Below are 22,786 nucleotides of genomic sequence, written 5' to 3' on the forward strand. Positions count from 1 at the left end.
GAACTAGGAAGCGGGTTCGAGCCGCTTCGCGGCGAGGCGCTCGGCGCGCGGCCACCGCACGTCGCGCGCCCAGCCCAGCTTCTCGAAGATCCAGATCAACCGCGCGGACACGTCCACCTGCCCGCGCAGCACGCCGTGCCGGGCGCACGTCGGGTCCGCGTGGTGGGAGTTGTGCCACGACTCGCCCATCGACAGGATCGCCAGCGGCCAGAAGTTCGCCGCCTTGTCCCGGCTGGCGAACGGCCGGTCGCCGATCATGTGGCAGATCGAGTTCACCGACCACGTCACGTGGTGCAGGAACGCGATCCGCACCAGCCCGGCCCAGAAGAACGCGGTCACCGCGCCCCACCACGACCAGCTCAGCAGCCCGCCGAGCAGCGTCGGCAGGCCCAGGCTCAGCACGATCCACAGCCAGAACAGCCGGTTCACCACGCGCAGGTCGTCGTCGGCCAGCAGGTCCGGCGCGAACCGCTCGTAGTTGGTCACCTCGCGCTGGAACATCCACCCCATGTGCGCGTGCCAGAAGCCGCGCAGCAGCGCCGCCGGGCTGGTGCCGAACAGCCAGGGGGAGTGCGGGTCGCCCTCGCGGTCGGCGAACGCGTGGTGGCGGCGGTGGCTGGCCACCCAGAAGATGACCGACCCCTGCACGGCCATGCTGCCCGCGATCGCCATCGCGACCCGCAGCGGACGACCGGTCTTGAACGCGCCGTGCGTGAAGTACCGGTGGTAGCCCACCGTCACCCCGAGGGTCGCGACGACGTAGAAGAACACCGCCAGGCCCAGGTCGAGCCAGGTCAGGCCCCAGCCCCACGCCAGCGGAACGGCGGTGATCAGGGCGAGGAACGGGATCAGCAGGAACGCTTTGAGCACGATCATCTGACCGGAGGACCGGCGATGCGAGATCAGCGGTTTCGTCATGGGCGGCAGTAACCTCTCTTTCCGGCCCCACCGTACGGAGCCGTCTTGGCGAATACCCCCCTCGGGCGTTACTACCGCATGACGGGCGGCGGAACCCCGCCCCAGCCGCGGTCAGCTGCGGGTCGCGGTCAGCTCCGGTTCGCGCGGCGCCGGGCCTGCCGAGGTGACCGGCCCGCGATCGCGGGAGCCGCACCACAGGGCGGCCGTCGCCACGATCACCAGCGCCGACCCGAGGACGTGCAGCGACACCAGCGCCTCCGGGATGCCGAGGGCATATTGCACCGAACCCAGCACGCCCTGCGCCAGCGCGACCACCCACACGATCGCGTAGCGCCGCCACAGCGCGGCCGGGGTGCCGCCGCGCATCAGGACCAGGCCGAAGACCGCGAGCACCAGCAGGTAGCAGACCAGCAGTCCGCCGTGGACCTGCGCGAGGACCTCGATCGGCGCGTCCAGCCGGTGGGTCTCCGGGTCGCCGCCGTGCGGGCCGGCGCCGGTGACCGTGGTGCCGGCGATCAGGATCGCCCACAGCGCCACGACGAGCGTGACCAGCAGCTGCTTCGCCGCCGGCGGGATGAGCCAGCGGGCGGGCTCGTCGCCCTCGTTGAACGCGCGCAGCAGCAGGACCGCGAGCCACACGAGCGGGGTGGAGGCGAGGAAGTGGATCGCGACCGTCCACCACTCGAGCTTCGCGAGCACCGTGATGCCGCCGACCACGGCCTGCAGCACCACACCGCCGGGCATCGTCCAGGCGAGTTTCACCAGGCGCTTGCGCTCGGGGTGGGCGATCTGCACGCGCCACGCGGCGAGCACCGCCAGCGCGGAGACCAGCACCACCACGACGGTGAGCAGCCGGTTGCCGAACTCGATCCACTGGTTGAGCGTGTCGAACTCGGGGTGCGCGACCGGCACCATGCTGCCCGGGAAGCACTGCGGCCAGGTGGGGCAGCCCAGGCCCGAACCGGTGACCCGGACGACCGAGCCGGTGACCCCGATGCCGGCCTGGGCCACGATCGCGGCGACGGCGATCGCGCGCTGCACCGGGCGCGACGGGTAGGGCAGGCGGGCGATCAGGGAGCTCAGGGCCACAGCAACATCCTAGAGTTATGTCAGTTTTGTCGTTTTCGCGGCCACCGCTGCCGCCAGCACGCCCCACACGGCGAGCACGAGGACCGGGCCGACGGCGAATTGCCCGTCGACCAGCGCCGCCCGCAGACCTTCGGCCAGCGCGCCGGAGGGCAGCAGTTGGATGACGGTCGCGGCCGCCGACGGCAGCGTGGACGGCGCGAGCAGGATGCCCCCCGCGAGCAGCAGCACGAACCACACGATGTTGGCCAGCGCCAGCACCGCCTCCGCGCGCAGCGACCCGCCGAGCAGCACCCCCAGCGCGCCGAAGCTCAGCGTGCCGAGCACCAGCAGCAGCACCGCCTCGGCGATGCCCGCCGGCGACGGGCTCCAGCCGAGGAACGCGGCGACCACGCCGAGCACCACGACCTGCAGCAGCACCACGACCAGGGCCGCGACGATCCGGCCCGCGACCAGCAGCCAGCGCGGGATGGCGGTGGCCGACAACCGCTTCAGCACGCCGTAGCGGCGGTCGAAGCCCAGCGCGATCGCCTGCCCGGTGAACGCCGACGACATGACCGCGAGCGCGAAGATCCGCGGCGTCACCCAGTCCGCTTTGGACACCCCGTCCAGGTCGCCCGCGGGCAGGATGTCCAGCAGCGTCAGGCCGATCAGCAGGGCCAGCGGGATGAGCAGGGTGAGCAGGATCTGCTCGCCGTGCCGCAGCGTGAGGCTGGTCTCCAGCTTCGCGTGGGTGAACAGCATGCGCGCGCGGCTGCCCGCGCCCGGCGCGGGGGTGAAGGTGCCGGCGGGGAACCGGGCCGGTGCGGTCACGAGCGCAGCTCCCGTCCGGTCAGCTCGAGGAAGACCTCTTCCAGGTCGCGCTTGCCGACGTGCAGCTCCTCGGCCAGCACGCCCTGCTGCGCGCACCACGCCGTCACCGTGGACACCACCTGCGGGTTCACCTTCCCGGAGACCTGGTAGCTGCCCGGCGCGGACTCCTTGACGTGGTAGCCCTCGGGCAGCGCGGCGGAGAGCAGGTCGGTGTCCAGCCCGGCGCGGGCCTTGAACCGCAGCTGCGCGGTGTCGGCGTCGTCGGCGGTCAGCGCGCTCGGCGTGCCCTCCGCGATGACGCGGCCGTTGTCGACGATCACCACGTCGTCGGCCAGCGCCTCGGCTTCTTCCATCAGGTGCGTGGTGAGCAGCACGCTGACGCCGTCGGCCCGCAGCGCGCCCAGCAGTTCCCACACCAGGCGGCGGGCCTGCGGGTCCATGCCCGCGGTCGGCTCGTCGAGGAACACCAGCTCCGGCCGCCCGACCAGGGCACAGGCCAGCGACAGGCGCTGCTGCTGGCCGCCGGAGAGGCGCTTGAACGGGGTGCGGCGCGCGGGGGCGAGGCCGAGGACGTCGAGCAGCCACGCGGGGTCGAGCGGGTTGGCGGCGCACGCGGCGACCAGGCCCAGCATCTCGCCGGCGCGGACGCCGGGGTAGGCGCCGCCGCCCTGCGGCATCACGCCGATGCGGGGGCGCAGCGCGGCGCCGTCGCGGACCGGGTCCAGGCCCAGCACCCGCACCGAGCCGGAGTCGGCGCGGCGGAAGCCCTCGCAGATCTCGACCGTGGTGGTCTTGCCGGCGCCGTTGGGACCGAGCAGCGCGAGCAGGCGCCCGCGGTCCATCTTGAGGTCCAGGCCGTCGACCGCGGTCTTCGAGCCGTACCGCTTCACCAGCCCGGTGATCTCGACGGCAGGTGTGCTCACGACTGTCAAGCGTACGACCTCGGCTCAGGCCACCGGCTGCGGATCCCTCTTCAGCAGAAGAGGTGCCCTGCGCCACACGACGACCATCGCGACGGCGACGACGAGAGCCGCGGCCAGGTAGGCCTGCGGCACCACGAACGAGCGGCCGTCGAACGTGCTGCCCGGCGGCGCGGCGAGGAAGGCCAGCGCGACGCTGGCGACGCTGGCGGCGACCCGGAACCGGGAGGTGCCCGCCGCGGCGGCGAGCGGGATGACCGCCCACAGCAGCCACCACGGCTGCATCGCGACGTGCAGCATCATGAACGCGCCCAGCGACACGCCGAGGCCGATGATGGGCCGGTAGCGCCAGCGGAAGCTGTCCCAGAGGAACTTGGCCGTGATGAGCCCGGCCAGCGCGGTGCCGGCCAGCTGCAGGATCGACACCAGCGCGTTGGTGTGGTTGCCCAGGCCCAGCGCGATGCCCAGGACGCCGCCGAGGTTGGCCAGCTCGGCGGTGGGGGAGATCCAGCTGCGCACCAGGCCGGGCGTGCCGAGGGCGCCGACCCAGCCGAAGCCGAGCCCGGTGCCCAGGCACACGGCGACCATGACCGCGGCGAACACGCCGGTGACCAGCGCCGCGGCACGCAGCAGGTCGGTGATGCGGCCGTGCCAGCGGCGGGCGATCATCACGCCGAAGAAGCCGAGCGCGATGATCGCGTTGATCTTCACCGCCGCGCCGAGCGTGATGACGGCCGCGCCGAGCACGATGAACAGGACCTCACCGCGCGCCAGCGGCGGCGCCGTGTCGCCGGTGACCCGCACCGGGAGGCGGCGGATGCCCAGCTCCAGGCCGGCGACCATGAGGCCGATGCCGAGTGCCTCGTTGTGCGCGCCGGCGACCAGGTGGAACAACACGAGCGGGTTGGCCGCGCCGAGCCACAGCGCGGTCGCCGGTTCGACGCCGAAGCGCTGCGCCAGCCGCGGCAGGGCCCAGATGATCAGGGCGACGCCGGCCAGCGCGAGCGCGCGCTGCAGAAGCACCCCGGCGACGATGTTGTCGCCGACGACCGCGGAGATCCAGCTGCCCAGCTTGAGGAACAGCGGGCCGTAGGGGGCCGGGGTCTCCCGCCACATGTTGGACACGCCGCTGGTGAGCGGGTCGGCGACGCCGAGGGCCTGCGCCGGGCCCAGTGAGTAGGGGTCCATGCCGCGGTGCACGATCTCGCTCTGCGCGAGGTAGCTGTAGACGTCGCGGGAGAACAGCGGCGGGATGAACATCAGCGGCGTCAGCCACATGACGAGGGTGCGGGTGAGCTGCGCGCGGGTGGCGAGGCGGGCGCGCCCCGGCCGCGCGAACCGGCCGAGCAGCAGCCAGCCCACGACGAGCATGCCCATGCCGGCGAAGCAGATGGCCAGCGAGACGGTCGGGATGCGGGCGAACAGGCGCAGGACGGGGATGTCCTGGACCGGGTTCAGCACCGGAGCCGCCCCCGCGCCCAGCGAGCCGAGCGCGAGCAGCAGGGCGCCGATCGTGCCGAGGCGGCGGACGATGTCGAGCGCGCGCAGTTCCCGCTGCTCCAGCGGCCCGGCCTCGGGGGGCCGCACCGGGGACAGCGGTACCGCCACCGCACCGCCACCGGTGCTCTGCTCGCCCAATGCCACACACAGAGGGTATCGACGCCGTGAAGGGCGCTCGTGAAGGGCGGTGGCCCGGGTTGATCATGACCGCGGCCCGGAACCCCGGGTCCACCGCCGCCACCCACCCGAGCGACCCGCCGTCATCCGCGAATCCGCCGTCGACCAGCGCGGTCACGTGACTCCGGTCACCGGCAGCCGACCTGTCTTTGCCTCCCCGCCCGAAATACGACACACTTATGTTGTGAAAAACAGCGGGCCCACCCAGCACCAGGACGGCGCGAGCCGTCCCGCTGCCGTGGTGCCCGCACAGGCCACCCCGGAAGGGCGGACTCGCCACGAGGTCGCCCGCCTCCTGCTGGAGGACGGCCCCATGACGGCGGGTGTCGTCGCCGAGCGGCTGGGCATCAGCCCGACCGCCGTGCGCCGCCACCTGGACGCCCTGGTCGCCGACGGGGAGGCCGAGACGCGGGACGCGCCCCGGCGCGGACCGCGTGGCCGGGGCCGCCCGGCCAAGCTCTTCCTGCTCACCGAGACGGGACGGGCGCGGTTCGGGCACGCCTACGACGACCTCGCGGTCGCCGCCATCCGGTTCCTCGCCGAGCACGCGGGCGAGGACGCGGTGCGGGCGTTCGCGGAGCGCCGGGTGGCCGCGCTGGTCGAGCCGCACCGGGCCGCGGTCAACGCGGCCGACGGCCCCGCGCACCGGGCGGAGGCCCTGGCCGCCGCCCTGACCAGGGAAGGCTACGCTGCGTCCACCCGCCAGGTGGGTGCATCGGCCACCGGTGCCGGCGCGCAACTGTGCCAGCACCACTGCCCGGTCGCCCACGTCGCCGCTGAGTTCCCGCAGCTGTGCGAGGCGGAGACCGAGGCGTTCGCCAAGCTGCTGGGCACCCACGTCCAGCGGCTGGCGACCATCGCACGCGGTGACGCCGCGTGCACGACACACGTCCCTGCGGAAAATCCGCCGGGTCTGCAAGCGAAAGCTCCGGACGGAGGGGAACGCGAATGACTGCCGCTGCCGAGCAGCGCAATCCCACCACGACGCCGCTGTCCCAGGAAGAGACCATCGAGTCCCTGGGCAACTACGCGTTCGGGTGGGCCGACCCGGACGCCGCGGGCGCCAGCGCCCGCCGCGGGCTGAACGCCGACGTGGTGGCTGACATCTCCGCGAAGAAGAGCGAGCCGGAGTGGATGCTCGAGGCGCGCCAGAAGGCGCTGAAGCTCTTCGAGCGCAAGCCCATGCCGAACTGGGGCGCGGACCTGTCGGGCATCGACTTCGACAACATCAAGTACTTCGTCCGCTCCACCGAGCAGCAGGCCGCCAGCTGGGACGAGCTGCCCGAGGACATCAAGAACACCTACGACAAGCTGGGTATCCCGGAGGCGGAGAAGCAGCGCCTGATCGCCGGTGTCGCGGCCCAGTACGAGTCGGAGGTCGTCTACCACAAGATCCGCGAGGACCTCGAGGCCCAGGGCGTCATCTTCCTGGACACCGACACCGGCCTCAAGGAGCACCCGGAGCTGTTCCAGGAGTACTTCGGCTCGGTCATCCCGGCCGGTGACAACAAGTTCTCCGCGCTGAACACCGCGGTGTGGTCCGGCGGGTCGTTCATCTACGTGCCGCCGGGCGTGCACGTGGACATCCCGCTGCAGGCCTACTTCCGGATCAACACCGAGAACATGGGCCAGTTCGAGCGGACCCTGATCATCGTCGATGAAGGTGCGTACGTCCATTACGTGGAAGGCTGCACCGCGCCGATCTACAAGTCGGACTCGCTGCACTCGGCCGTCGTCGAGATCATCGTGAAGAAGGGCGGCCGCTGCCGCTACACGACGATCCAGAACTGGTCGAACAACGTCTACAACCTGGTCACCAAGCGCGCCAAGTGCGAAGAGGGCGCGACCATGGAGTGGATCGACGGCAACATCGGCTCCAAGGTGACGATGAAGTACCCGTCGGTCTTCCTGATGGGTGAGCACGCCAAGGGCGAGGTCCTCTCGATCGCCTTCGCGGGCGAGGGGCAGCACCAGGACGCGGGCGCGAAGATGGAGCACCTGGCGCCGCACACCTCCTCGACCATCGTGTCGAAGTCGGTGGCGCGCGGCGGCGGCCGCACCTCCTACCGCGGCCTGGTCAAGGTCGCCAAGCGGGCGCACCACTCCGCCTCCACGGTGAAGTGCGACGCGCTGCTGGTCGACACCATCTCCCGCTCGGACACCTACCCCTACGTCGACATCCGCAACGACGAGGTGTCGATGGGCCACGAGGCCACGGTGTCCAAGGTCTCCGAGGACCAGCTGTTCTACCTAATGTCCCGCGGTCTCACCGAGGACGAGGCCATGGCGATGGTCGTGCGCGGGTTCGTCGAGCCCATCGCGCGCGAGCTGCCCATGGAGTACGCGCTCGAGCTGAACCGCCTGATCGAACTGCAGATGGAAGGAGCCGTCGGCTGACATGACGGTGGCTGCTGAAAACACCGCCGCTGCTGCGGAGGCCGTCGTCCCGGCGGCCTCCCGCGCGGAGCGCTTCACCGGGTACGACGTCCAGGCTTTCGAGGTCCCCAGCGGCCGCGAGGAGAACTGGCGCTTCACCCCGATGAAGCGGCTGCGCGGGCTGCACGACGGCACTGCCACGGCCTCCGGCGAGGTCAAGGTCGACGTCGACGCCGCCCCCGAGGTGCGCGTCGAGACCGTCGGCCGCGAGGACGAGCGCCTCGGCCAGGCCGGCGTCCCGAGCGACCGGATCGCCGCGCAGGCGTACAGCTCGTTCGCCGCGGCGACTCTGGTGACGCTGCCCAAGGAGACCAAGGCGTCGAAGCCGACCGTGCTGCGGCTGACCGGCCCCGGCGAGGGCAACACCGCCTACGGCCACGTGCAGGTGCGCGCCGAGGCCTACGCCGAGGGCGTGGTCGTGCTCGACCACCTCGGCTCGGGCACCTACGCCGACAACGTCGAGTTCGTCGTCGGCGAGGGCGCCAAGCTCACCGTGGTCAGCGTCCAGGACTGGGCCGACGACGCGGTGCACGTCTCCGAGCAGCACCTCCGGCTCGGCAAGGACGCCACGGTCAAGCACATCGTGGTCACCCTGGGCGGCGACCTGGTGCGCGTCTCGCCGACCGCGACGTTCGCCGACCGCGGCGGCGACGTGGAGATGCTGGGCCTGTACTTCGCCGACGCCGGGCAGCACCAGGAGCACCGCCTCTTCGTCGACCACGCGGTCCCGAACTGCAAGTCGAACGTGATGTACAAGGGCGCGCTGCAGGGCGACGACGCGCACGCGGTGTGGATCGGCGACGTGCTGATCCGGGCCGCGGCCGAGGGCACCGAGACCTACGAGCTCAACCGCAACCTCGTGCTCACCACGGGCGCGCGCGCCGACTCGGTGCCGAACCTGGAGATCGAGACCGGTGAGATCGCCGGCGCCGGGCACGCGAGCGCCACGGGAAGGTTCGACGACGAGCAGTTGTTCTACCTGCAGTCGCGCGGGATCGAGGAGGAGCAGGCGCGGCGTCTGGTCGTCCGCGGGTTCTTCCACGAGATCCTGATGAAGATCGACGTTCCCGAGGTCCGCGAGCGCCTGGCCGAGGCGATCGAGGCCGAACTCGAAGCCGTCGGCAGCTGAGCCACTCCTTCCACCACGAGAGACAGAGACGAAAAAGGGCCATGGCCACACTGGAAATCAAGGACCTGCACGCGAGCGTCAACACCGACGAGGGCGCCAAGGAGATCCTGAAGGGCGTCAACCTGACGATCCGCTCGGGTGAGACGCACGCGATCATGGGCCCGAACGGCTCGGGCAAGTCGACCCTGTCCTACGCCATCGCCGGCCACCCCAAGTACGAGGTGACCTCCGGCGAGGTGCTGCTGGACGGCGAGAACGTGCTCGACATGTCGGTTGACGAACGCAGTCGAGCGGGCATCTTCTTGGCGATGCAGTACCCCGTCGAGGTGCCGGGCGTGTCGATGTCGAACTTCCTCCGCACCGCGGCCACCGCCGTGCGCGGCGAGGCGCCGAAGCTGCGCCACTGGGTCAAGGAAGTCAAGGACGAGATGGCCAAGCTGGAGATCTCGGCCGAGTTCGCCGAGCGCAGCGTCAACGAGGGCTTCTCCGGCGGTGAGAAGAAGCGCCACGAGATTCTGCAGCTGGCGCTGCTCAAGCCGAAGATCGCGATCCTGGACGAGACCGACTCCGGCCTGGACGTCGACGCGCTGCGGATCGTCTCCGAGGGCGTCAACGAGTACAAGGCGAACAACGAGGTCGGCGTCATGCTGATCACGCACTACACGCGGATCCTGCGCCACATCACCCCCGACTTCGTGCACGTCTTCGCCGACGGCAAGGTCGTCGAGTCCGGCGGCAAGGAGCTGGCGGACGAGCTGGAGGAGAACGGCTACGTCAAGTACACCGGCAAGAAGGAAGCCGCGGCGGTCTGACGTTGTTGTACCTCCCGAACTGACACCGCGAGAGAGGAGTTGGCGCGCATGACCACCACAGCCGCGGCCAACACGCCTTTGGACGTCGCTGCGCTGCGCGCCGACTTCCCCATCCTGTCGCGCACCGTGCGCGACGGGAAACCCCTGGTGTACCTGGACTCCGGCGCCACCTCGCAGCGGCCCACCCAGGTGCTGGACGCCGAGCGCCGGTTCCTGGAGACCTCGAACGCGGCGGTGCACCGCGGTGCGCACCAGCTCGCCGAAGAGGCCACGGACGCCTACGAGTACGCCCGCGCCCGCACCGGCGAGTTCGTCGGCGCGGACCCGGGCGAGCTGGTGTTCACCAAGAACGCCACCGAGGGCATCAACCTCGTCGCGTACGCGATGAGCAACGCGGCGACCGCGGGCCCCGAGGCCGAGCGGTTCCGCATCGGGCCGGGCGACGAGATCGTCATCACGGCCATGGAGCACCACGCGAACCTGGTGCCCTGGCAGCAGCTGTGCCAGCGCACCGGCGCGACGCTGCGGTGGTTCGACCTGACCGACACGTTCCGGCTGGACCTGTCCAACCTGGACGAGCTGGTCAACGAGCGCACCAAGATCGTCGCGTTCGCGCACCAGTCCAACGTGCTCGGCACGATCAACCCGGTCGAGCCGATCGTCCGCCGGGCCCGTGAGGTGGGCGCGCTGACGCTGCTGGACGCGTGCCAGTCGGTGCCGCACTTCCCGGTCGACTTCCACGCCCTCGGCGTGGACTTCGCGGTGTTCTCCGGGCACAAGATGCTGGCCCCGTCCGGCATCGGCGTGCTCTACGGGCGCCGCGAGCTGCTCGAAGCGATGCCGCCGTTCCTCACCGGCGGGTCGATGATCGAGCTGGTCACCATGGAGCGCACCACGTTCGCGCCGCCGCCGCAGAAGTTCGAGGCCGGCGTGCCGATGACGTCGCAGGCCGTCGGGCTCGGCGCCGCCGTGGACTACCTGACCGCGATCGGCATGGATCGGGTGGCCGCGCACGAGCACGCGCTCGTCGAGGCCGCGCTGGCCGGGATCGCCGAGATCCCCGGTGTCCGGCTGATCGGTCCCGGGGACAGCGCCGACCGGGGCGCGACCGTCGCGTTCGTCGTCGACGGGGTGCACCCGCACGACGCCGGCCAGGTGCTGGACAGCCTGGGCATCGCGGTGCGCGTGGGTCACCACTGCGCGTGGCCGCTGCACCGGGTCTGCCAGGTGCCCGCCACCGTGCGGGCGACGTTCTACCTGTACAACGATCTGTCCGAAGTGGACGCGCTGCTCGGTGGTGTCCGCGAGGCGCAGAAGTTCTTCGGGGTGGCGTAGGTGAACCTGGAGAGCATGTACCAGGAGATCATCCTGGACCACTACAAGAACCCGCACGGCCACGGCTTGCGGGAGCCCTTCGACGCGGAGTCGTTCCAGGTGAACCCCACCTGCGGCGACGAGATCACCCTGCGGCTGAAGGTCGAGGGCGACAAGGTCGCCGACGTCTCCTACGAGGGACAGGGCTGCTCGATCAGCCAGGCGTCCGCGTCGGTGCTGACCGATCTGGTGACCGGTCACACCGTGTCGGAGGCGCTGTCCACGATGGACACCTTCGTGGAGATGATGCAGAGCCGCGGCCAGATCGAGCCGGACGAGGATGTGCTGGAGGACGCGGTCGCCTTCGCCGGGGTGTCGAAGTACCCGGCGCGGGTGAAGTGCGCCCTGCTGGGCTGGATGGCGTTCAAGGATGCGCTGACCCGCACGAACGGAGCCGAGAAGTGACCGAGGAGCAGACGCGCGAAGGCCGCACCGCGGAGGACCTGCCCGAGCAGGCGCAGCCGCCTGCCGCGGACGTGGCCAAGATCGAGGACATCGAGGAGGCCATGCGGGACGTCGTCGACCCCGAGCTCGGCATCAACGTGGTCGACCTCGGGCTGGTCTACGACATCCGCGTGGAGCAGGACAACACCGCCACGATCGACATGACGCTGACGTCGGCGGCCTGCCCGCTGACCGACGTGATCGAGGACCAGACGGCCTCGGTGCTGGTCGGCCAGGCCGGCGTGGTGAAGGACTTCCGGATCAACTGGGTCTGGATGCCGCCGTGGGGCCCGGAAAAGATCACCGACGACGGCCGGGAGCAGCTCCGGGCGCTGGGCTTCACCGTCTAGATCTGGATTTTCACCCGCGGAGCACCGCCGCCGCACTCGGGACGCCCTCCGGGGAACTCGAGCTGCGCGGCGGTGTTCTGCGTTGTGGGGCTCTCGCACCCGCTAGTCGTGATGTTCAGGGAGGTTGGTCAGCCGGGTGAGAGGTGGCTTGCCGCCGGTTGAGCTGGACATCAACATGGATCAGTGAGCCGGGGTGATCGTGTTCGTAGCGGCGCAGCGGCTCGCCGGTGACCCGGTCGATCCGGGAGAGGCGGTTGATCCGGCAGCGCACCTGCACCGCGTGCACGGTGGAGGCGGGCAGGCCGAGCCGGCCGGCGATCTGGACCGGGCCCAGCCGGTGGCGCCAGCGCAGCCGCACCATCGCCCGCAGTAGGTGCTCGGGGGTGCGGGCCGGGCTGTGCAGTGGGCGTGAGCTGCGGTCAGCCATCCCGGCTGGGCCTTCGTCACGGTAGCGCTGCGCCCACTTCGCGGCGGTCTTGGCGGCGACCATGAACATCTCGGCCGCTGCGGTGCAGGTCCAGCCTGTCTGCACGACAGGCCGTCACCGGTCACCTCGAATCGGAACAACGTCCCTGGACATCACAGCTAAACCCGCACCGTTGCCTGCGGTACGCCGCCTCCGCAGTCCGGGCCGTTCGGGTACACCAGCTGGGCGGCGGTGGTCTGTGTCGTGCGGTCCAGCTCGGCACCGGACGCGTCGGTCAGGACCACCGTGATCTCGACCGGCCCTTCACGCAGGTCGGCGACGTCGACGAACGCGTACCAGCCGCCGGTCTCCACCACCCGCGCCGAGCAGCTGTCGTCCGGGCCGGCGCCGGTGCAGCCCTGCGGTTCGGCGGCCGTGGCGCGGTGCAGGTCCGGCCGCCAGGTGCGGCAGTCAGCGCCCCAGCAGGCGGTCACCTCCGCGCCCGCGACGTCCGGCCGGGGCGCCACGTCGAGACTGATCCCCGGCATCGCACCGATCATCGTGCAGGCCCGCTCACCGCCCGCTGACCCCTCCGACGCCCCGCACGCCGTCAGCACAGCCAGCCCGAGCGCCAACACCGGCAACATCCGCATGCTTCCCAGACGGACCACGCGGCCCGCCGGTTGCACACCTACCCGGCGCGGCTCAATCCCACCGGACCGGCGGGTCGTTGCTCCGGCAGCGCGTGCCGCGAACGGCCGCGCAGCACCTCGACCCGCTCGGAGCCCGGGCGGCCCAGCACCCAGCTCGACCCCGGCACCGACTTGGCCTGCTTCTTCAGCGGCGCCAGCAGCCGCGACGCCTCGCGGTAGGACTCGATCGTCGCCGTGGCGCAGACCAGCGTCGCCAGCGACACGGTCACCGGCATGCCCTCCGCGGTCCACGGCGTGTCCAGCAGCGCGCCCGCGATCGTGCCGATCTCGTCCACGTCGCAAGCGATCAGGAAGTCGTCACCGCCGACGTGGCTCACCACCATCCGCGGCAGCCGCGACGCCAGGTCCGTCAGGGTGCGCCCGATCGCGCGGATCAGGTCGTCCCCGGCGGCGAAACCGGCGTTGTCGTTGACCGCCTTGAACGAGTCGACGTCCAGCCACGCCGCGACGAACGCCTCCCGGCTGCCGATCCGCCGGTCCACGTCCCGCGCCACCGTGTCGCTGCCCGGCAGCCGCGTCAGCGGGTTCAGCGCCGCCGCCTCCTCGACCTTCGCCTCGGCGACCCCGCGCACCACCTCGGTCACCAGCACCACACCGAGGCAGCGGCCCGCGTCGTCGACCACCACCACGTCGTCGCCGGTGCGGCCCCAGTCCGCGTCGGTCACCAGCTCCAGCAGCTCCAGCGCCCCGGCGTCGGCGTGGATAGTGTGCGGCGTGTCCGCGAGCCGCTCCGCGCTGCGCTTCGCGTGCAGGGCGTGCCCGTACGGGCCGGTGACCGACACCAGGAACCGGGTGCGGTCGATCGACCACCGCGGCCGCCCGTCGTCGTCGATCCCGACGATGCCGCTGGGCGCGTCGCCCGCGGCCAGCGCGGTGCGCACGTCGTCGCAGGTCGCGTTGTGCGGCAGGGTGCTCGCCGGGCGCAGGAAGTCCCGCACGCGCGGCGTGGTGAGCGGCCCCGGCGTGAGGCGCTCCTCCGGGTCCGGGATGGCCGGGGTCAGCAGGTGCCCCAGGTGGACCCCGTCCCGGGCGGGGGCGAACAGGTTGCCCTGAGCGATGCGCACCCCCAGACGGCGCACCGCTCCCAGCTGCGCCTCGGTCTCGACCCCGGTCGCCACCAGTCGCGCACTGGTGCGGGCCGTGAAGTGCAGCAGGGACTCGACGACCGCGACCGAGCCCGCGTCGCCGGGGAGGCCGCGCAGCACGCTGCGGTCGAGTTTGAGGACGTCCACCGGCGCCGCCGCGAGCATCGCGAACGGCAGGTCGCCGCGGCCGAGACCGTCCAGCGCCAGCCGGAAACCCAGCTCGCCGAGCCGGTGCAGGCCGGCGAGCAGCTGTTCGGGCCACACCGAGCAGAACGGCGGCCCGACCTCCAGCACCACCTCGCGCGGCCGCTTGCCGACACGGGCGAGGGTGTCGAGCAGGGGATCCACCGCGGGCGCGGCCGCCGTGGCGGCCGTGATGTTCAGGTGCAGCGGCAGCAGCGTCTGCTGGTCGGCTTCCGCGCGGACGGCGTCGCACGCCAGTGCGATGTCGGTCTCGACGAGCCGCCGCTCGCGGCGCGCGGTGTCGAGCAGTTCGTGCACGGACCCCTCGGCGGGGCGGGCCAGCGCTTCGAGCGCGACCATGCCGCCGGTGTTCAGGCTGTAGAGCGGCTGGAAGGCGAACCGGACTGGGCGCACGGACCGATCTTCGCTGGTGAGGTGGCCGGTTTGAAAGAGATGTCGACTGATGTTCACCTGCGGGGCGGGCAGCGTACTCCCGCGGGGGTACGAGCGGGACAGATACGGTGATGCGCATGGAACCCGATCCGCGGACGCTACGCCGGGAGAACGCCAGCGAACCGGCGTGGTCCGACCTGGCCGACAACCCCTTCCGGGCCGACCGGGACCGCATCGTGGTGTCGCCGTTCTTCGCCCGGCTCGGCGGCGTGACCCAGGTGGTCAGCGCGGCCGGGTCCGGGCTGCTGCACAACCGGCTCACGCACAGCCTCAAGGTCGCCCAGGTCGCCCGCGCCATCTCGCAGCGGCTGCTGTCCTCGGTGGACTCCGCCGAGCTGATCGGCAAGCTCGGCGGGCTCGACCCGGACGTCGCCGAGGCCGCCGCGCTCGCCCACGACCTGGGGCACCCGCCGTTCGGGCACCTGGGGGAGCAGGTGCTGGACCGCATCGCCCGGCACCGGTTCTCGCTGCCGGACGGGTTCGAGGGCAACGCGCAGACGTTCCGGATCATCACCACGACCGACGTGCGTGGCCCGGCGGCGGTCGGGCTCGACCTCACCGCGGCTGTGCGGGCGGCGGTGCTGAAGTACCCGTGGGCGCGGCTGCACTGGCCCGACCCGCACCCGGCCGCGATGCGCATCCCGCCGCGGGGCGCGGCGGAGCCGGACGAGGCGCCGGGCACCGGGTCGAGCAAGTTCTCCGCGTACTGCACCGAGCTGGACGACGTGGTGGCCGCGCGCAGGCCGTTCGCCGGGCGGATCGAGCCGTGGCAGCAGACCGTCGAGGCGTCCGTGATGGACACCGCCGACGACCTCGCCTACGCGATCCACGACATCCAGGACTTCCACCGCATCGGGGTCCTGCAGCACGCCCCGGTGGCCGCCGAGCTGGGGGAGTGGCTCGATCACGCGGTAGAGCTGGCCGGCCTGGACAACGCGACGCTCGCCGCGCAGATCCGCCGCCCCGGCCGTTCACTGGAGCAGCTGCGGCGGCGCATGCACGCCAAGGACGCGTGGATCGTCGACGACGACGCCTTCGCCCACGCGGTGTCGCGAATCCGCGCCGAGCTGGTCGACGGCCTGCTGGCGGAGCCGTTCGACGGTTCGATCGAAGCGGAGCAGGCCACCGCGGCGTTCTCCGCGCGGTGGACGCACCGGCTGGTGGACGGCGTGATCGTGCTGCCGTCACCGTCCAGCCGGGCCGGGCACGTGTCCCTGCGGACCGCACAGTGGCACGAGGTGCAGGTGCTGAAGTTCGTGCACCGCCGCTTCGTGCTGCTGCGCCCGGAACTGGCCCTCCACCAGCGCGGACAGGCGTCACTGCTCACGACGCTGGTCGACGCGCTCGACGCGTGGCTCGCCGACCGGGACGAGGTGTCGCGGTTGCCCAGGCGCCTGCACGACCTGGTCGAGCTGGCGCAGTCGGAGTTCGAGGACCTGGCCCGGAACGCACCCGAACTGCTGGTCGGAGCGACGGGCGAGCCGGTCGCGGGCGCCGACGCCGTGCGGGGACTGGCCAGGGGGAGGGCGGTGATCGACTTCGTGTCGTCGCTGACGGACAAGCAGGCGGTCAGCCTGCTCGACGCGCTGTCCGGCCGATCCGGCCAGCCCTGGTCGGACAGCTTCGTGCTCTGAGCAGCACACCGCCAACCAACGCAAGCCGGCAACGAAAAGCAAGCGACTACCCCAACCAGACCTTCAGGGAGAGGGGGCGGGGGTGGTCGAAGGTGACCATTCGGCGCCGTGAGGCGCAGTTTCCGCGCGACAGCGCGGGGTGAGTCCCGCCACCGCACCGAAAATCGCTGGACGGTGATCCGTACACTGGGTTCCGTGGACGTCCAGTTGGAGTAGCTCCGGGCCGCCTGTCCGGCAGGCCCGTCGATGCCACCCGTCCACCCCCGCTATCCGGGAGTTCTCTTGATCACGGCCACCGGCCTCGAACTGCGCGCCGGGTCGCGCATTCTGCTTTCCGACACCACCCTGCGCATCCAGCCGGGCGATCGCATCGGCCTGGTCGGGCGCAACGGCGCCGGCAAGACCACCACCCTGAAGGTCCTCGCGGGCGAGGGGGAGCCCTACGCGGGCGAGGTGCGCCGCGGCAGCGAGCTCGGCTACCTGCCCCAGGACCCGCGCGAGGGCGACCTCTCCGTCACGGCCAAGGACCGCGTCCTGTCCGCCCGCGGTCTCGACGCCCTGCTGCGAGACATGGAGAAGGCCCAGACCGCCATGTCCGAGCTGGTCGACGACGCCGAACGGGACAAGGCGATCCGCCGCTACGGCCGCCTCGAGGAGCGCTTCGCCTCGCTGGGCGGGTACGCCGCCGAGAGCGAAGCCGCCCGCATCTGCGCCAACCTCGGCCTGGCCGACCGCGTCCTCGCCCAGCCGCTGCGCACCCTCTCCGGCGGTCAGCGCCGCCGCGTCGAGCTGGCGCGCATCCTGTTCGCCGCCTCCGACGTGGGCGCCTCCGGCCGCTCGGACACCATCCTGCTGCTCGACGAGCCGACCAACCACCTCGACGCCGACTCGATCAACTGGCTGCGCGGCTTCCTCAAGGGCCACGAGGGCGGTCTCGTGGTGATCAGTCACGACGTCGAGCTGCTGGCCGAGGTCGTCAACAAGGTCTGGTTCCTCGACGCCACCCGCGGCGAGCTGGACAACTACAACATGACCTGGAACCGCTACCTGGAAGCGCGCGCGACCGACGAGAAGCGCCGCCGCCGCGAGCGGGCCAACGCCGAGAAGAAGGCCGCCGCCCTGCAGGCCCAGGCCGCGAAACTCGGCGCGAAGGCCACCAAGGCCGTCGCGGCGAAGAACATGGCCCGCCGCGCCGAGCAGATGCTCGCGAGCCTGGACGACCAGCGCCAGGCCGACAAGGTCGCGCACATCAAGTTCCCGGCCCCCGCCCCGTGCGGGCGCACCCCGCTCACCGCCGAGGGACTGTCCAAATCGTACGGCTCGCTGGAGATCTTCACCGGCGTCGACCTCGCGATCGACCGCGGCACCAAGGTCGTCGTGCTCGGCCTCAACGGCGCGGGCAAGACCACCCTGCTGCGCCTGCTCGGCGGCATGGAGAAACCCGACACCGGCAGCGTCGAAGCCGGCCACGGGCTGCGCCTCGGCTACTACGCGCAGGAACACGAGACGCTGGACCACGACGCCAGCGTGTGGGAGAACATCCGCCACCTCGCCCCCGACACCGGCGCGCAGGAGCTGCGGAACCTGCTGGGCTCGTTCCTGTTCACCGGTGAGCAACTCGACCAGCCCGCAGGCACCCTCTCCGGCGGCGAGAAGACCCGGCTCGCGCTCGCGGGCCTGGTGTCCAGCGCTGCCAACGTGCTGCTGCTCGACGAGCCGACCAACAACCTCGACCCGGCCAGCCGCGAACAGGTGCTCAATGCCCTGCGCAGCTACACCGGCGCCGTCGTGCTGGTCACCCACGACCCGGGCGCGGTCGAGGCGCTGGAGCCCGAACGCGTGATCCTGTTGCCCGACGGCACGGAGGATCACTGGTCGGATGATTACTTGGAACTCGTCCAGTTGGCGTGAGGTAAACAAAGGCTCGATTGCTTAGTTGGACTAGGCAACCACCTTGAATGGCGCAATTTTTCCGCCATTGGGCAGGTTTTTCGCCCGTCGTCTGGCAAATTCCCGGTTCGTGTTCGATCATTGCGTGACGAGGCCCACTGTGGCCTGCCAACGCGATCTGGTGGAAGGCGGAACGACGTGGCTGACCTGAAGAAGGGCGCGCGGATCACCGGCAGTACGCGTGACAAGCTGGCCGCTGACCTGAAGAAGAAATACGAGAAGGGTGCCAGCATTCGAGCCCTGGCCGAGTCGACCGGACGCTCGTACGGCTTTGTGCACCGCGTGCTTTCCGAATCCGGTGTGCAGTTGCGCGGACGCGGCGGGGCGACGCGCGCTAAGAAGAAGTAGGCCGGGCACCTCCGGCCTCGGCGCGGCGGAAGCACAACATCGCACCGAGGAGCACGCACGGGTACACCAGGTACCCGAAGCGCGTCGCGGGCGTCAGGAGCGTGAACGCTCCCAGCCCGACGGCGATGCGCCACAACGCGTCCGACCCCGCCACGGGCGGACGCCGCAGCAACCAGACGAGGATCGCGGCAGCGGCGCCCGCGAGCAGGACGAACGCGGCCACTTTCCCGGCCGGTCCGGTACTGGCGATGAGATAGCCCGGCAGCGGGCTCGCCGCCGGTGACGTCACCTGGCCCAGGCCGGCCGGGAACCGGATCACGTGCTCCACGAAGGCCCGCGGGTTCACCAGGAACACCGGGATGTTGAGCACCGCGCACGCGACCACCGTCGTGGTGAGGAAGCGCGCCAGGGCCCTGCCGCCCAGGCGGGCGAAGACGAGCACGGCCAGCACCACCGCGGCCGGTGCGACGATGAGCTTCGCGCTGATCACCAGCGCGAGGACGATCCCGCTCGCCGCCGGACGGTCCCGGGCCGCGAGCGCGGCGGCGACGAGCATGAGACCGACGATCGCCAGGTCCGGCCCGGCGACCGCCCAGGTCAGCGCGGTGAGCGGGCACGCCATCGCGAACTGCGCCGCGCGTACCGGAACCCGCGGCGTCCGGGACAGCCGGATCGTCAGCCACGCGCACACGCACGCGGTCAGGGCGAACACCAGCCGCGCGTCGGTGAGCGCGTCGGCCACCGGGCTCCCGCCGAACAGGGCGCGGGGCAGCCCGAACACGGCCATGACCGGGCCGTAGGGCGTGTAGTCGTTGACCTCCGGCGCGCGGGTGAGCGCCTCGACGTCCACGTACGGCGTGCCGTTGTCCAGCAGCAGGCTCGCCGACCGCTCGATCACCCACACCTCGGGCTGGGCGCTCCAGGAGAACGGCGTGTTCAGCCAGTCGGTGCCGGTGAGCCGCCGGACCACCAGGACCGTCAGGGGCAGCAGCATCGACAGCACGCCGATGCCGGCGATCCCCACCCAGCGGGAGCGCAGCAGCCCGCCCTGCCGGCGGGTGGCGATCAGCCAGCCGGTGTGGGCGGTGGCGAAGCCGTAGCCGAACGCGGCGCACGAGCCCCAGATGCGGAAGCCGTAGAACTGGTTGGTGAGGGCCAGCGCGATCGCGTAGACGGTGCACCCGAGGTAGAAGACCAGCTCGACGGTCAGCGGGTGCGCGGCGAGCAGGGCCCGCCAGCGGTCGAGGGCGGCGGCGGGGACCGGCCGGCGCACCTCGGTGCGCTCAGTGGTCATCGCGGGCCGCCGGGTGGTCTCGCACCGGTTTCGTCCCTCCCCATGGGCAAAGGTTACCGAGGGCGGAATCGCGGGCAACGCCTGGGAAGCTTTTGGTGACCTTCCGCGTTGACCTCTGCGTCTTCGGGGTAGACATCAAGTAATGTCGAACTTTTAGGGTGGGCGGCGTGGACAACACCTGGTCGTTGATGAGTTCGGCGATGCGCGCGGCGAACGCGCCGAAGGGCCTCGCGCCCGGAACCGTGCGGCGGGTCGCGCGCTTCGCCCGCCCGTACTGGCGCAGCCTGCTGGTCTTCCTGGCGCTGACCGTGGTGTCGGCGGTGATCGCGGTCAGCACGCCCGTGCTGGCGGGCAAGGTCGTCGACACGATCGTCGGCGGCAAGGACGCCGGCCTGGTCGTGCTGCTGGCCGTCGTCGTGGCCGGGCTGGCGATCGCCGACGCCGGGTTCGGGCTCGTCGAACGCTGGCTGTCCGCCCGCATCGGCGAGGGACTGATCTACGACCTGCGCCGCGCGGTGTTCGAGCACGTGCAGCGCATGCCGATCGCGTTCTTCACCCGCACCCGCACCGGCGCGCTGGTCAGCCGCCTGAACAACGACGTGATCGGCGCGCAGCGCACGTTCACCGCGACCCTGTCCGGCCTGGTCACCAACGTGATCCAGCTGGTGCTCTCGCTCGCGGTCATGGTCACCCTGTCCTGGCAGGTGACGCTGCTGGCGCTGGTGCTGCTGCCGGTGTTCGTGCTCCCCGCGCGCCGCATCGGCCGCCGGATGGCCGACCTGCAGCGCGAGTCGGCCCAGCTCAACGCCGGGATGACCACCCAGATGACCGAGCGGTTCTCCGCGCCGGGCGCGACGCTGGTGAAGCTGTTCGGGCGGCCGAAGCGGGAGGTCGAGGACTTCGGCGCCCGTGCCGGCCGGGTGCGGGACATCGGCGTGCGGACCGCGATGCTGACCCGCTGGTTCATGACCAGCCTGACCCTGGTCTCGGCCCTCGCGACGGCCCTGGTCTACGGGCTCGGCGGCTGGCTGGCGATCCGTGGCCAGCTCGCCCCGGGCACCGTCGTCGCCCTCGCGCTGCTGCTGACCAGGCTCTACAGCCCGCTGACCGCGCTGGCCAACGTCCGCGTGGACGTGATGACCGCGCTGGTGTCGTTCGAGCGGGTCTTCGAGGTGCTCGACCTGGATCCGATGATCACCGAGAAGCCGGACGCCCGCGCCGTGCCGGAGGGTGGCGTGTCGGTCGAGTTCGACGACGTCCGCTTCGCCTACCCGGCCGCCGACAAGTACTCGCTCGCCTCGCTGGAGGAGGTGTCCACACTGGACACCCGTGGCGGCGAGGAGGTCCTGCACGGGATCAGCTTCCGTGCCGAACCGGGGCAGATGGTCGCGCTGGTCGGCTCGTCCGGAGCGGGCAAGTCGACGATCGCGTCGCTGCTGCCGCGCCTCTACGACGTCGACTCCGGCGCCATCCGGCTGTCCGATGTGGACGTCCGCGACTTGGCCTTCGCCGCGATCCGGGACACCGTCGGTGTGGTCACCCAGGACGGGCACCTGTTCCACGACACCATCCGCGCCAACCTGGAGTACGCGCGGCCGGGTGTCGCGGAGGAGGAGATCTGGGACGCGCTGGAGCGGGCGCGGCTCGCCGAGCTGGTCCGCAGCCTGCCCGACGGGCTGGACACGCTGGTGGGGGAGCGTGGCTACCGGCTCTCCGGCGGTGAACGGCAGCGGCTGACCATCGCCCGGCTGCTGCTGGCGCACCCCAGGGTGATCGTGCTGGACGAGGCGACCGCGCACCTGGACTCGGAGTCCGAGGCGGCGGTCAGCGAGGCCCTGTCGCACGCGCTGGAAGGCCGGACCGCGCTGGTCATCGCGCACCGGTTGTCCACCGTGCGGGCGGCCGACCAGATCCTGGTGGTCGAGGCCGGGCGCATCGTCGAACGCGGCACCCACGAGGAGCTGCTCGCCGCGAACGGCCGCTACGCCGACCTCTACCACACCCAGTTCGCCGAGGAGCCCGCCGCGGCGGCTTAGCGGAGGGCGGGCACCCGCGGGCGGTAGTGGTCCAGCAGCGCGGCGTTGGCCGCGTCGCCGCCCTCGACGTTCGAGCTGCGCCACAGCGGCACCTCGACGCCCTCCCGCCGGGCGCTGTCGAAGACGTGCGCCAGCACCTCGTTCCACAGGAACACGTTGAGCAGCGAGGACAGCGCCACCGTGCGCGGGTCGTCCGCGGGGAAGGCGGCGTCGCCCGGCCGGACGCCGGTGTCGAGCACGACGTCGGCCTGCTCCAGCAGCGTGCTGTGCGAGCGGCGCGGCGCCGCCTCGACCGACGCCCGCGAGGTCACCGCCACCACCGGCGCGCCCGCCGCGCGGGCGGCCTCGGCCAGCTCAACCGGGTAGGGGTTGACGCCCGAGTTGGAGAACACGAACACCACGTCGTCCCGCCCGGGCGCGCGCTCGGCCAGCACCTCCGCGGCCAGGCCGGACCGCCGCTCGGCCGCCGTGCTGGCCGCGGCGCCGTGCAGCGGCAGCAGATCCGGGTGGTACAGCGGGTACACGCAGGCCAGGCCGCCCGCGCGGTAGAACGTCTCGGCGACCGACGCCAGCGAGTGCCCGGCGCCGGCGGTGAACACCAGCGCATCCGCCCGCACCGCGCCCAGCACCAGCGCGGCGGCCCGCTCGATCTCCCTGCGGTTGCGTTCGCCGGCCTGCTGCAGCGCGCCGGCGACCAGATCGTTGATCATGCGCCCGACCCTAGG

At 71.6% G+C, this 22,786-nt stretch carries 20 protein-coding genes and 1 pseudogene; 11 read left to right on the top strand and 10 right to left on the bottom strand.

Translation table 11 applies throughout. The features are described from left to right. Positions 1 to 3: 3 nt before the first annotated feature. The 5 genes from ACCP09_RS32845 to mptB all read right to left on the bottom strand — a co-directional run bounded on the left by ACCP09_RS32845 (position 4) and on the right by mptB (position 5,375). Positions 4 to 918: an acyl-CoA desaturase gene (locus ACCP09_RS32845; RefSeq protein ID WP_051362450.1), complete on the bottom strand. Its 915-nt coding sequence runs from the start codon at positions 916 to 918 to the stop codon at positions 4 to 6. Between the two features lie 111 nt (positions 919 to 1,029). Then, positions 1,030 to 2,007, bottom strand: a complete 978-nt coding sequence (locus ACCP09_RS32850) for a COX15/CtaA family protein (RefSeq protein ID WP_433752637.1) — start codon at positions 2,005 to 2,007, stop codon at positions 1,030 to 1,032. Positions 2,008 to 2,022: 15 nt separating this feature from the next. Next, positions 2,023 to 2,748: an ABC transporter permease gene (locus tag ACCP09_RS32855; protein ID WP_431908054.1), complete on the bottom strand. Its 726-nt coding sequence runs from the start codon at positions 2,746 to 2,748 to the stop codon at positions 2,023 to 2,025. 65 nt (positions 2,749 to 2,813) lie between these two features. Continuing rightward, the gene (locus ACCP09_RS32860) at positions 2,814 to 3,740 is read right to left on the bottom strand and encodes an ABC transporter ATP-binding protein (RefSeq protein ID WP_123685968.1); all 927 of its coding nucleotides are present in this window, start codon (positions 3,738 to 3,740) and stop codon (positions 2,814 to 2,816) included. Between the two features lie 24 nt (positions 3,741 to 3,764). Beyond that, positions 3,765 to 5,375 (bottom strand): polyprenol phosphomannose-dependent alpha 1,6 mannosyltransferase MptB, encoded by a 1,611-nt coding sequence (mptB, locus tag ACCP09_RS32865; protein WP_378365592.1) that lies wholly within the window; start codon positions 5,373 to 5,375, stop codon positions 3,765 to 3,767. A 223-nt stretch (positions 5,376 to 5,598) separates the two neighbouring features. Between mptB and ACCP09_RS32870 the strand changes: the two genes are divergently transcribed. The 7 genes from ACCP09_RS32870 to ACCP09_RS32900 are packed head-to-tail and all read left to right on the top strand — an operon-like array spanning position 5,599 to position 11,959. Then, positions 5,599 to 6,366, top strand: coding sequence for a helix-turn-helix transcriptional regulator (locus ACCP09_RS32870; protein ID WP_037322116.1), 768 nt, complete (start codon positions 5,599 to 5,601; stop codon positions 6,364 to 6,366). Next, a complete protein-coding gene (gene sufB / locus ACCP09_RS32875; RefSeq protein ID WP_020421260.1) occupies positions 6,363 to 7,811 on the top strand; it encodes a Fe-S cluster assembly protein SufB in 1,449 nt (482 codons plus the stop codon). The genes ACCP09_RS32870 and sufB overlap by 4 nt, the downstream gene beginning before the upstream one ends. 1 nt (position 7,812) lies before the next feature. Further along, positions 7,813 to 8,979 (top strand): Fe-S cluster assembly protein SufD, encoded by a 1,167-nt coding sequence (sufD, locus tag ACCP09_RS32880; RefSeq protein WP_431908040.1) that lies wholly within the window; start codon positions 7,813 to 7,815, stop codon positions 8,977 to 8,979. 41 nt (positions 8,980 to 9,020) lie between these two features. Beyond that, positions 9,021 to 9,791, top strand: a complete 771-nt coding sequence (sufC, locus tag ACCP09_RS32885) for a Fe-S cluster assembly ATPase SufC (protein ID WP_433752640.1) — start codon at positions 9,021 to 9,023, stop codon at positions 9,789 to 9,791. A 48-nt stretch (positions 9,792 to 9,839) separates the two neighbouring features. Further along, on the top strand, positions 9,840 to 11,126 hold the full coding sequence (locus tag ACCP09_RS32890) for a cysteine desulfurase (protein WP_027928766.1): 1,287 nt from the start codon (positions 9,840 to 9,842) through the stop codon (positions 11,124 to 11,126). Next, positions 11,127 to 11,570 carry a Fe-S cluster assembly sulfur transfer protein SufU gene (sufU, locus tag ACCP09_RS32895; protein WP_017982994.1) on the top strand — a complete coding sequence of 148 codons (444 nt, stop codon included), beginning with the start codon at positions 11,127 to 11,129 and terminating at the stop codon, positions 11,568 to 11,570. Beyond that, the gene (locus ACCP09_RS32900; protein WP_017982993.1) at positions 11,567 to 11,959 is read left to right on the top strand and encodes a metal-sulfur cluster assembly factor; all 393 of its coding nucleotides are present in this window, start codon (positions 11,567 to 11,569) and stop codon (positions 11,957 to 11,959) included. Before sufU ends, ACCP09_RS32900 begins: the two co-directional genes overlap by 4 nt. A gap of 166 nt (positions 11,960 to 12,125) precedes the next feature. On the opposite strand, the pseudogene ACCP09_RS32905 reads toward ACCP09_RS32900, so the two are convergent. The 3 genes and pseudogenes from ACCP09_RS32905 to ACCP09_RS32915 form a co-directional block, all read right to left on the bottom strand. Continuing rightward, a pseudogene (locus tag ACCP09_RS32905) lies at positions 12,126 to 12,491 on the bottom strand (helix-turn-helix domain-containing protein); the annotation flags it as partial. A gap of 53 nt (positions 12,492 to 12,544) precedes the next feature. Further along, complete coding sequence (locus ACCP09_RS32910) at positions 12,545 to 12,913, bottom strand: hypothetical protein (protein ID WP_433752643.1); 369 nt, start codon at positions 12,911 to 12,913, stop codon at positions 12,545 to 12,547. Positions 12,914 to 13,056: 143 nt separating this feature from the next. After that, positions 13,057 to 14,706, bottom strand: a complete 1,650-nt coding sequence (locus ACCP09_RS32915) for a GGDEF domain-containing protein (protein ID WP_378332600.1) — start codon at positions 14,704 to 14,706, stop codon at positions 13,057 to 13,059. A 164-nt stretch (positions 14,707 to 14,870) separates the two neighbouring features. On the opposite strand from ACCP09_RS32915, the gene ACCP09_RS32920 reads away from it, so the two are divergent. From ACCP09_RS32920 to ACCP09_RS32930, 3 genes are all read left to right on the top strand, one after another. Further along, on the top strand, positions 14,871 to 16,433 hold the full coding sequence (locus ACCP09_RS32920; RefSeq protein ID WP_027928770.1) for a deoxyguanosinetriphosphate triphosphohydrolase family protein: 1,563 nt from the start codon (positions 14,871 to 14,873) through the stop codon (positions 16,431 to 16,433). Positions 16,434 to 16,715: 282 nt separating this feature from the next. Beyond that, a complete protein-coding gene (locus ACCP09_RS32925) occupies positions 16,716 to 18,344 on the top strand; it encodes an ABC-F family ATP-binding cassette domain-containing protein (protein WP_027928771.1) in 1,629 nt (542 codons plus the stop codon). Positions 18,345 to 18,521: 177 nt separating this feature from the next. Continuing rightward, positions 18,522 to 18,731 (top strand): helix-turn-helix domain-containing protein, encoded by a 210-nt coding sequence (locus ACCP09_RS32930; RefSeq protein ID WP_017982988.1) that lies wholly within the window; start codon positions 18,522 to 18,524, stop codon positions 18,729 to 18,731. Here the strand turns inward: ACCP09_RS32930 and ACCP09_RS32935 are convergent. Then, a complete protein-coding gene (locus ACCP09_RS32935; RefSeq protein ID WP_433752646.1) occupies positions 18,718 to 20,025 on the bottom strand; it encodes a glycosyltransferase 87 family protein in 1,308 nt (435 codons plus the stop codon). The two genes, ACCP09_RS32930 and ACCP09_RS32935, sit on opposite strands and share 14 nt — an antisense overlap. A gap of 167 nt (positions 20,026 to 20,192) precedes the next feature. Between ACCP09_RS32935 and ACCP09_RS32940 the strand changes: the two genes are divergently transcribed. Beyond that, positions 20,193 to 22,061, top strand: coding sequence for an ABC transporter ATP-binding protein (locus ACCP09_RS32940; RefSeq protein ID WP_027928773.1), 1,869 nt, complete (start codon positions 20,193 to 20,195; stop codon positions 22,059 to 22,061). Here the strand turns inward: ACCP09_RS32940 and ACCP09_RS32945 are convergent. Next, positions 22,058 to 22,771, bottom strand: coding sequence for a sugar isomerase domain-containing protein (locus ACCP09_RS32945; RefSeq protein WP_027928774.1), 714 nt, complete (start codon positions 22,769 to 22,771; stop codon positions 22,058 to 22,060). The genes ACCP09_RS32940 and ACCP09_RS32945 overlap by 4 nt on opposite strands. Positions 22,772 to 22,786: the final 15 nt, after the last annotated feature.

The sequence above is a fragment of the Amycolatopsis sp. 3B14 genome (assembly GCF_050958625.1).
Classification (GTDB): Bacteria; Actinomycetota; Actinomycetes; order Mycobacteriales; family Pseudonocardiaceae; genus Amycolatopsis_E; species Amycolatopsis_E thermoflava.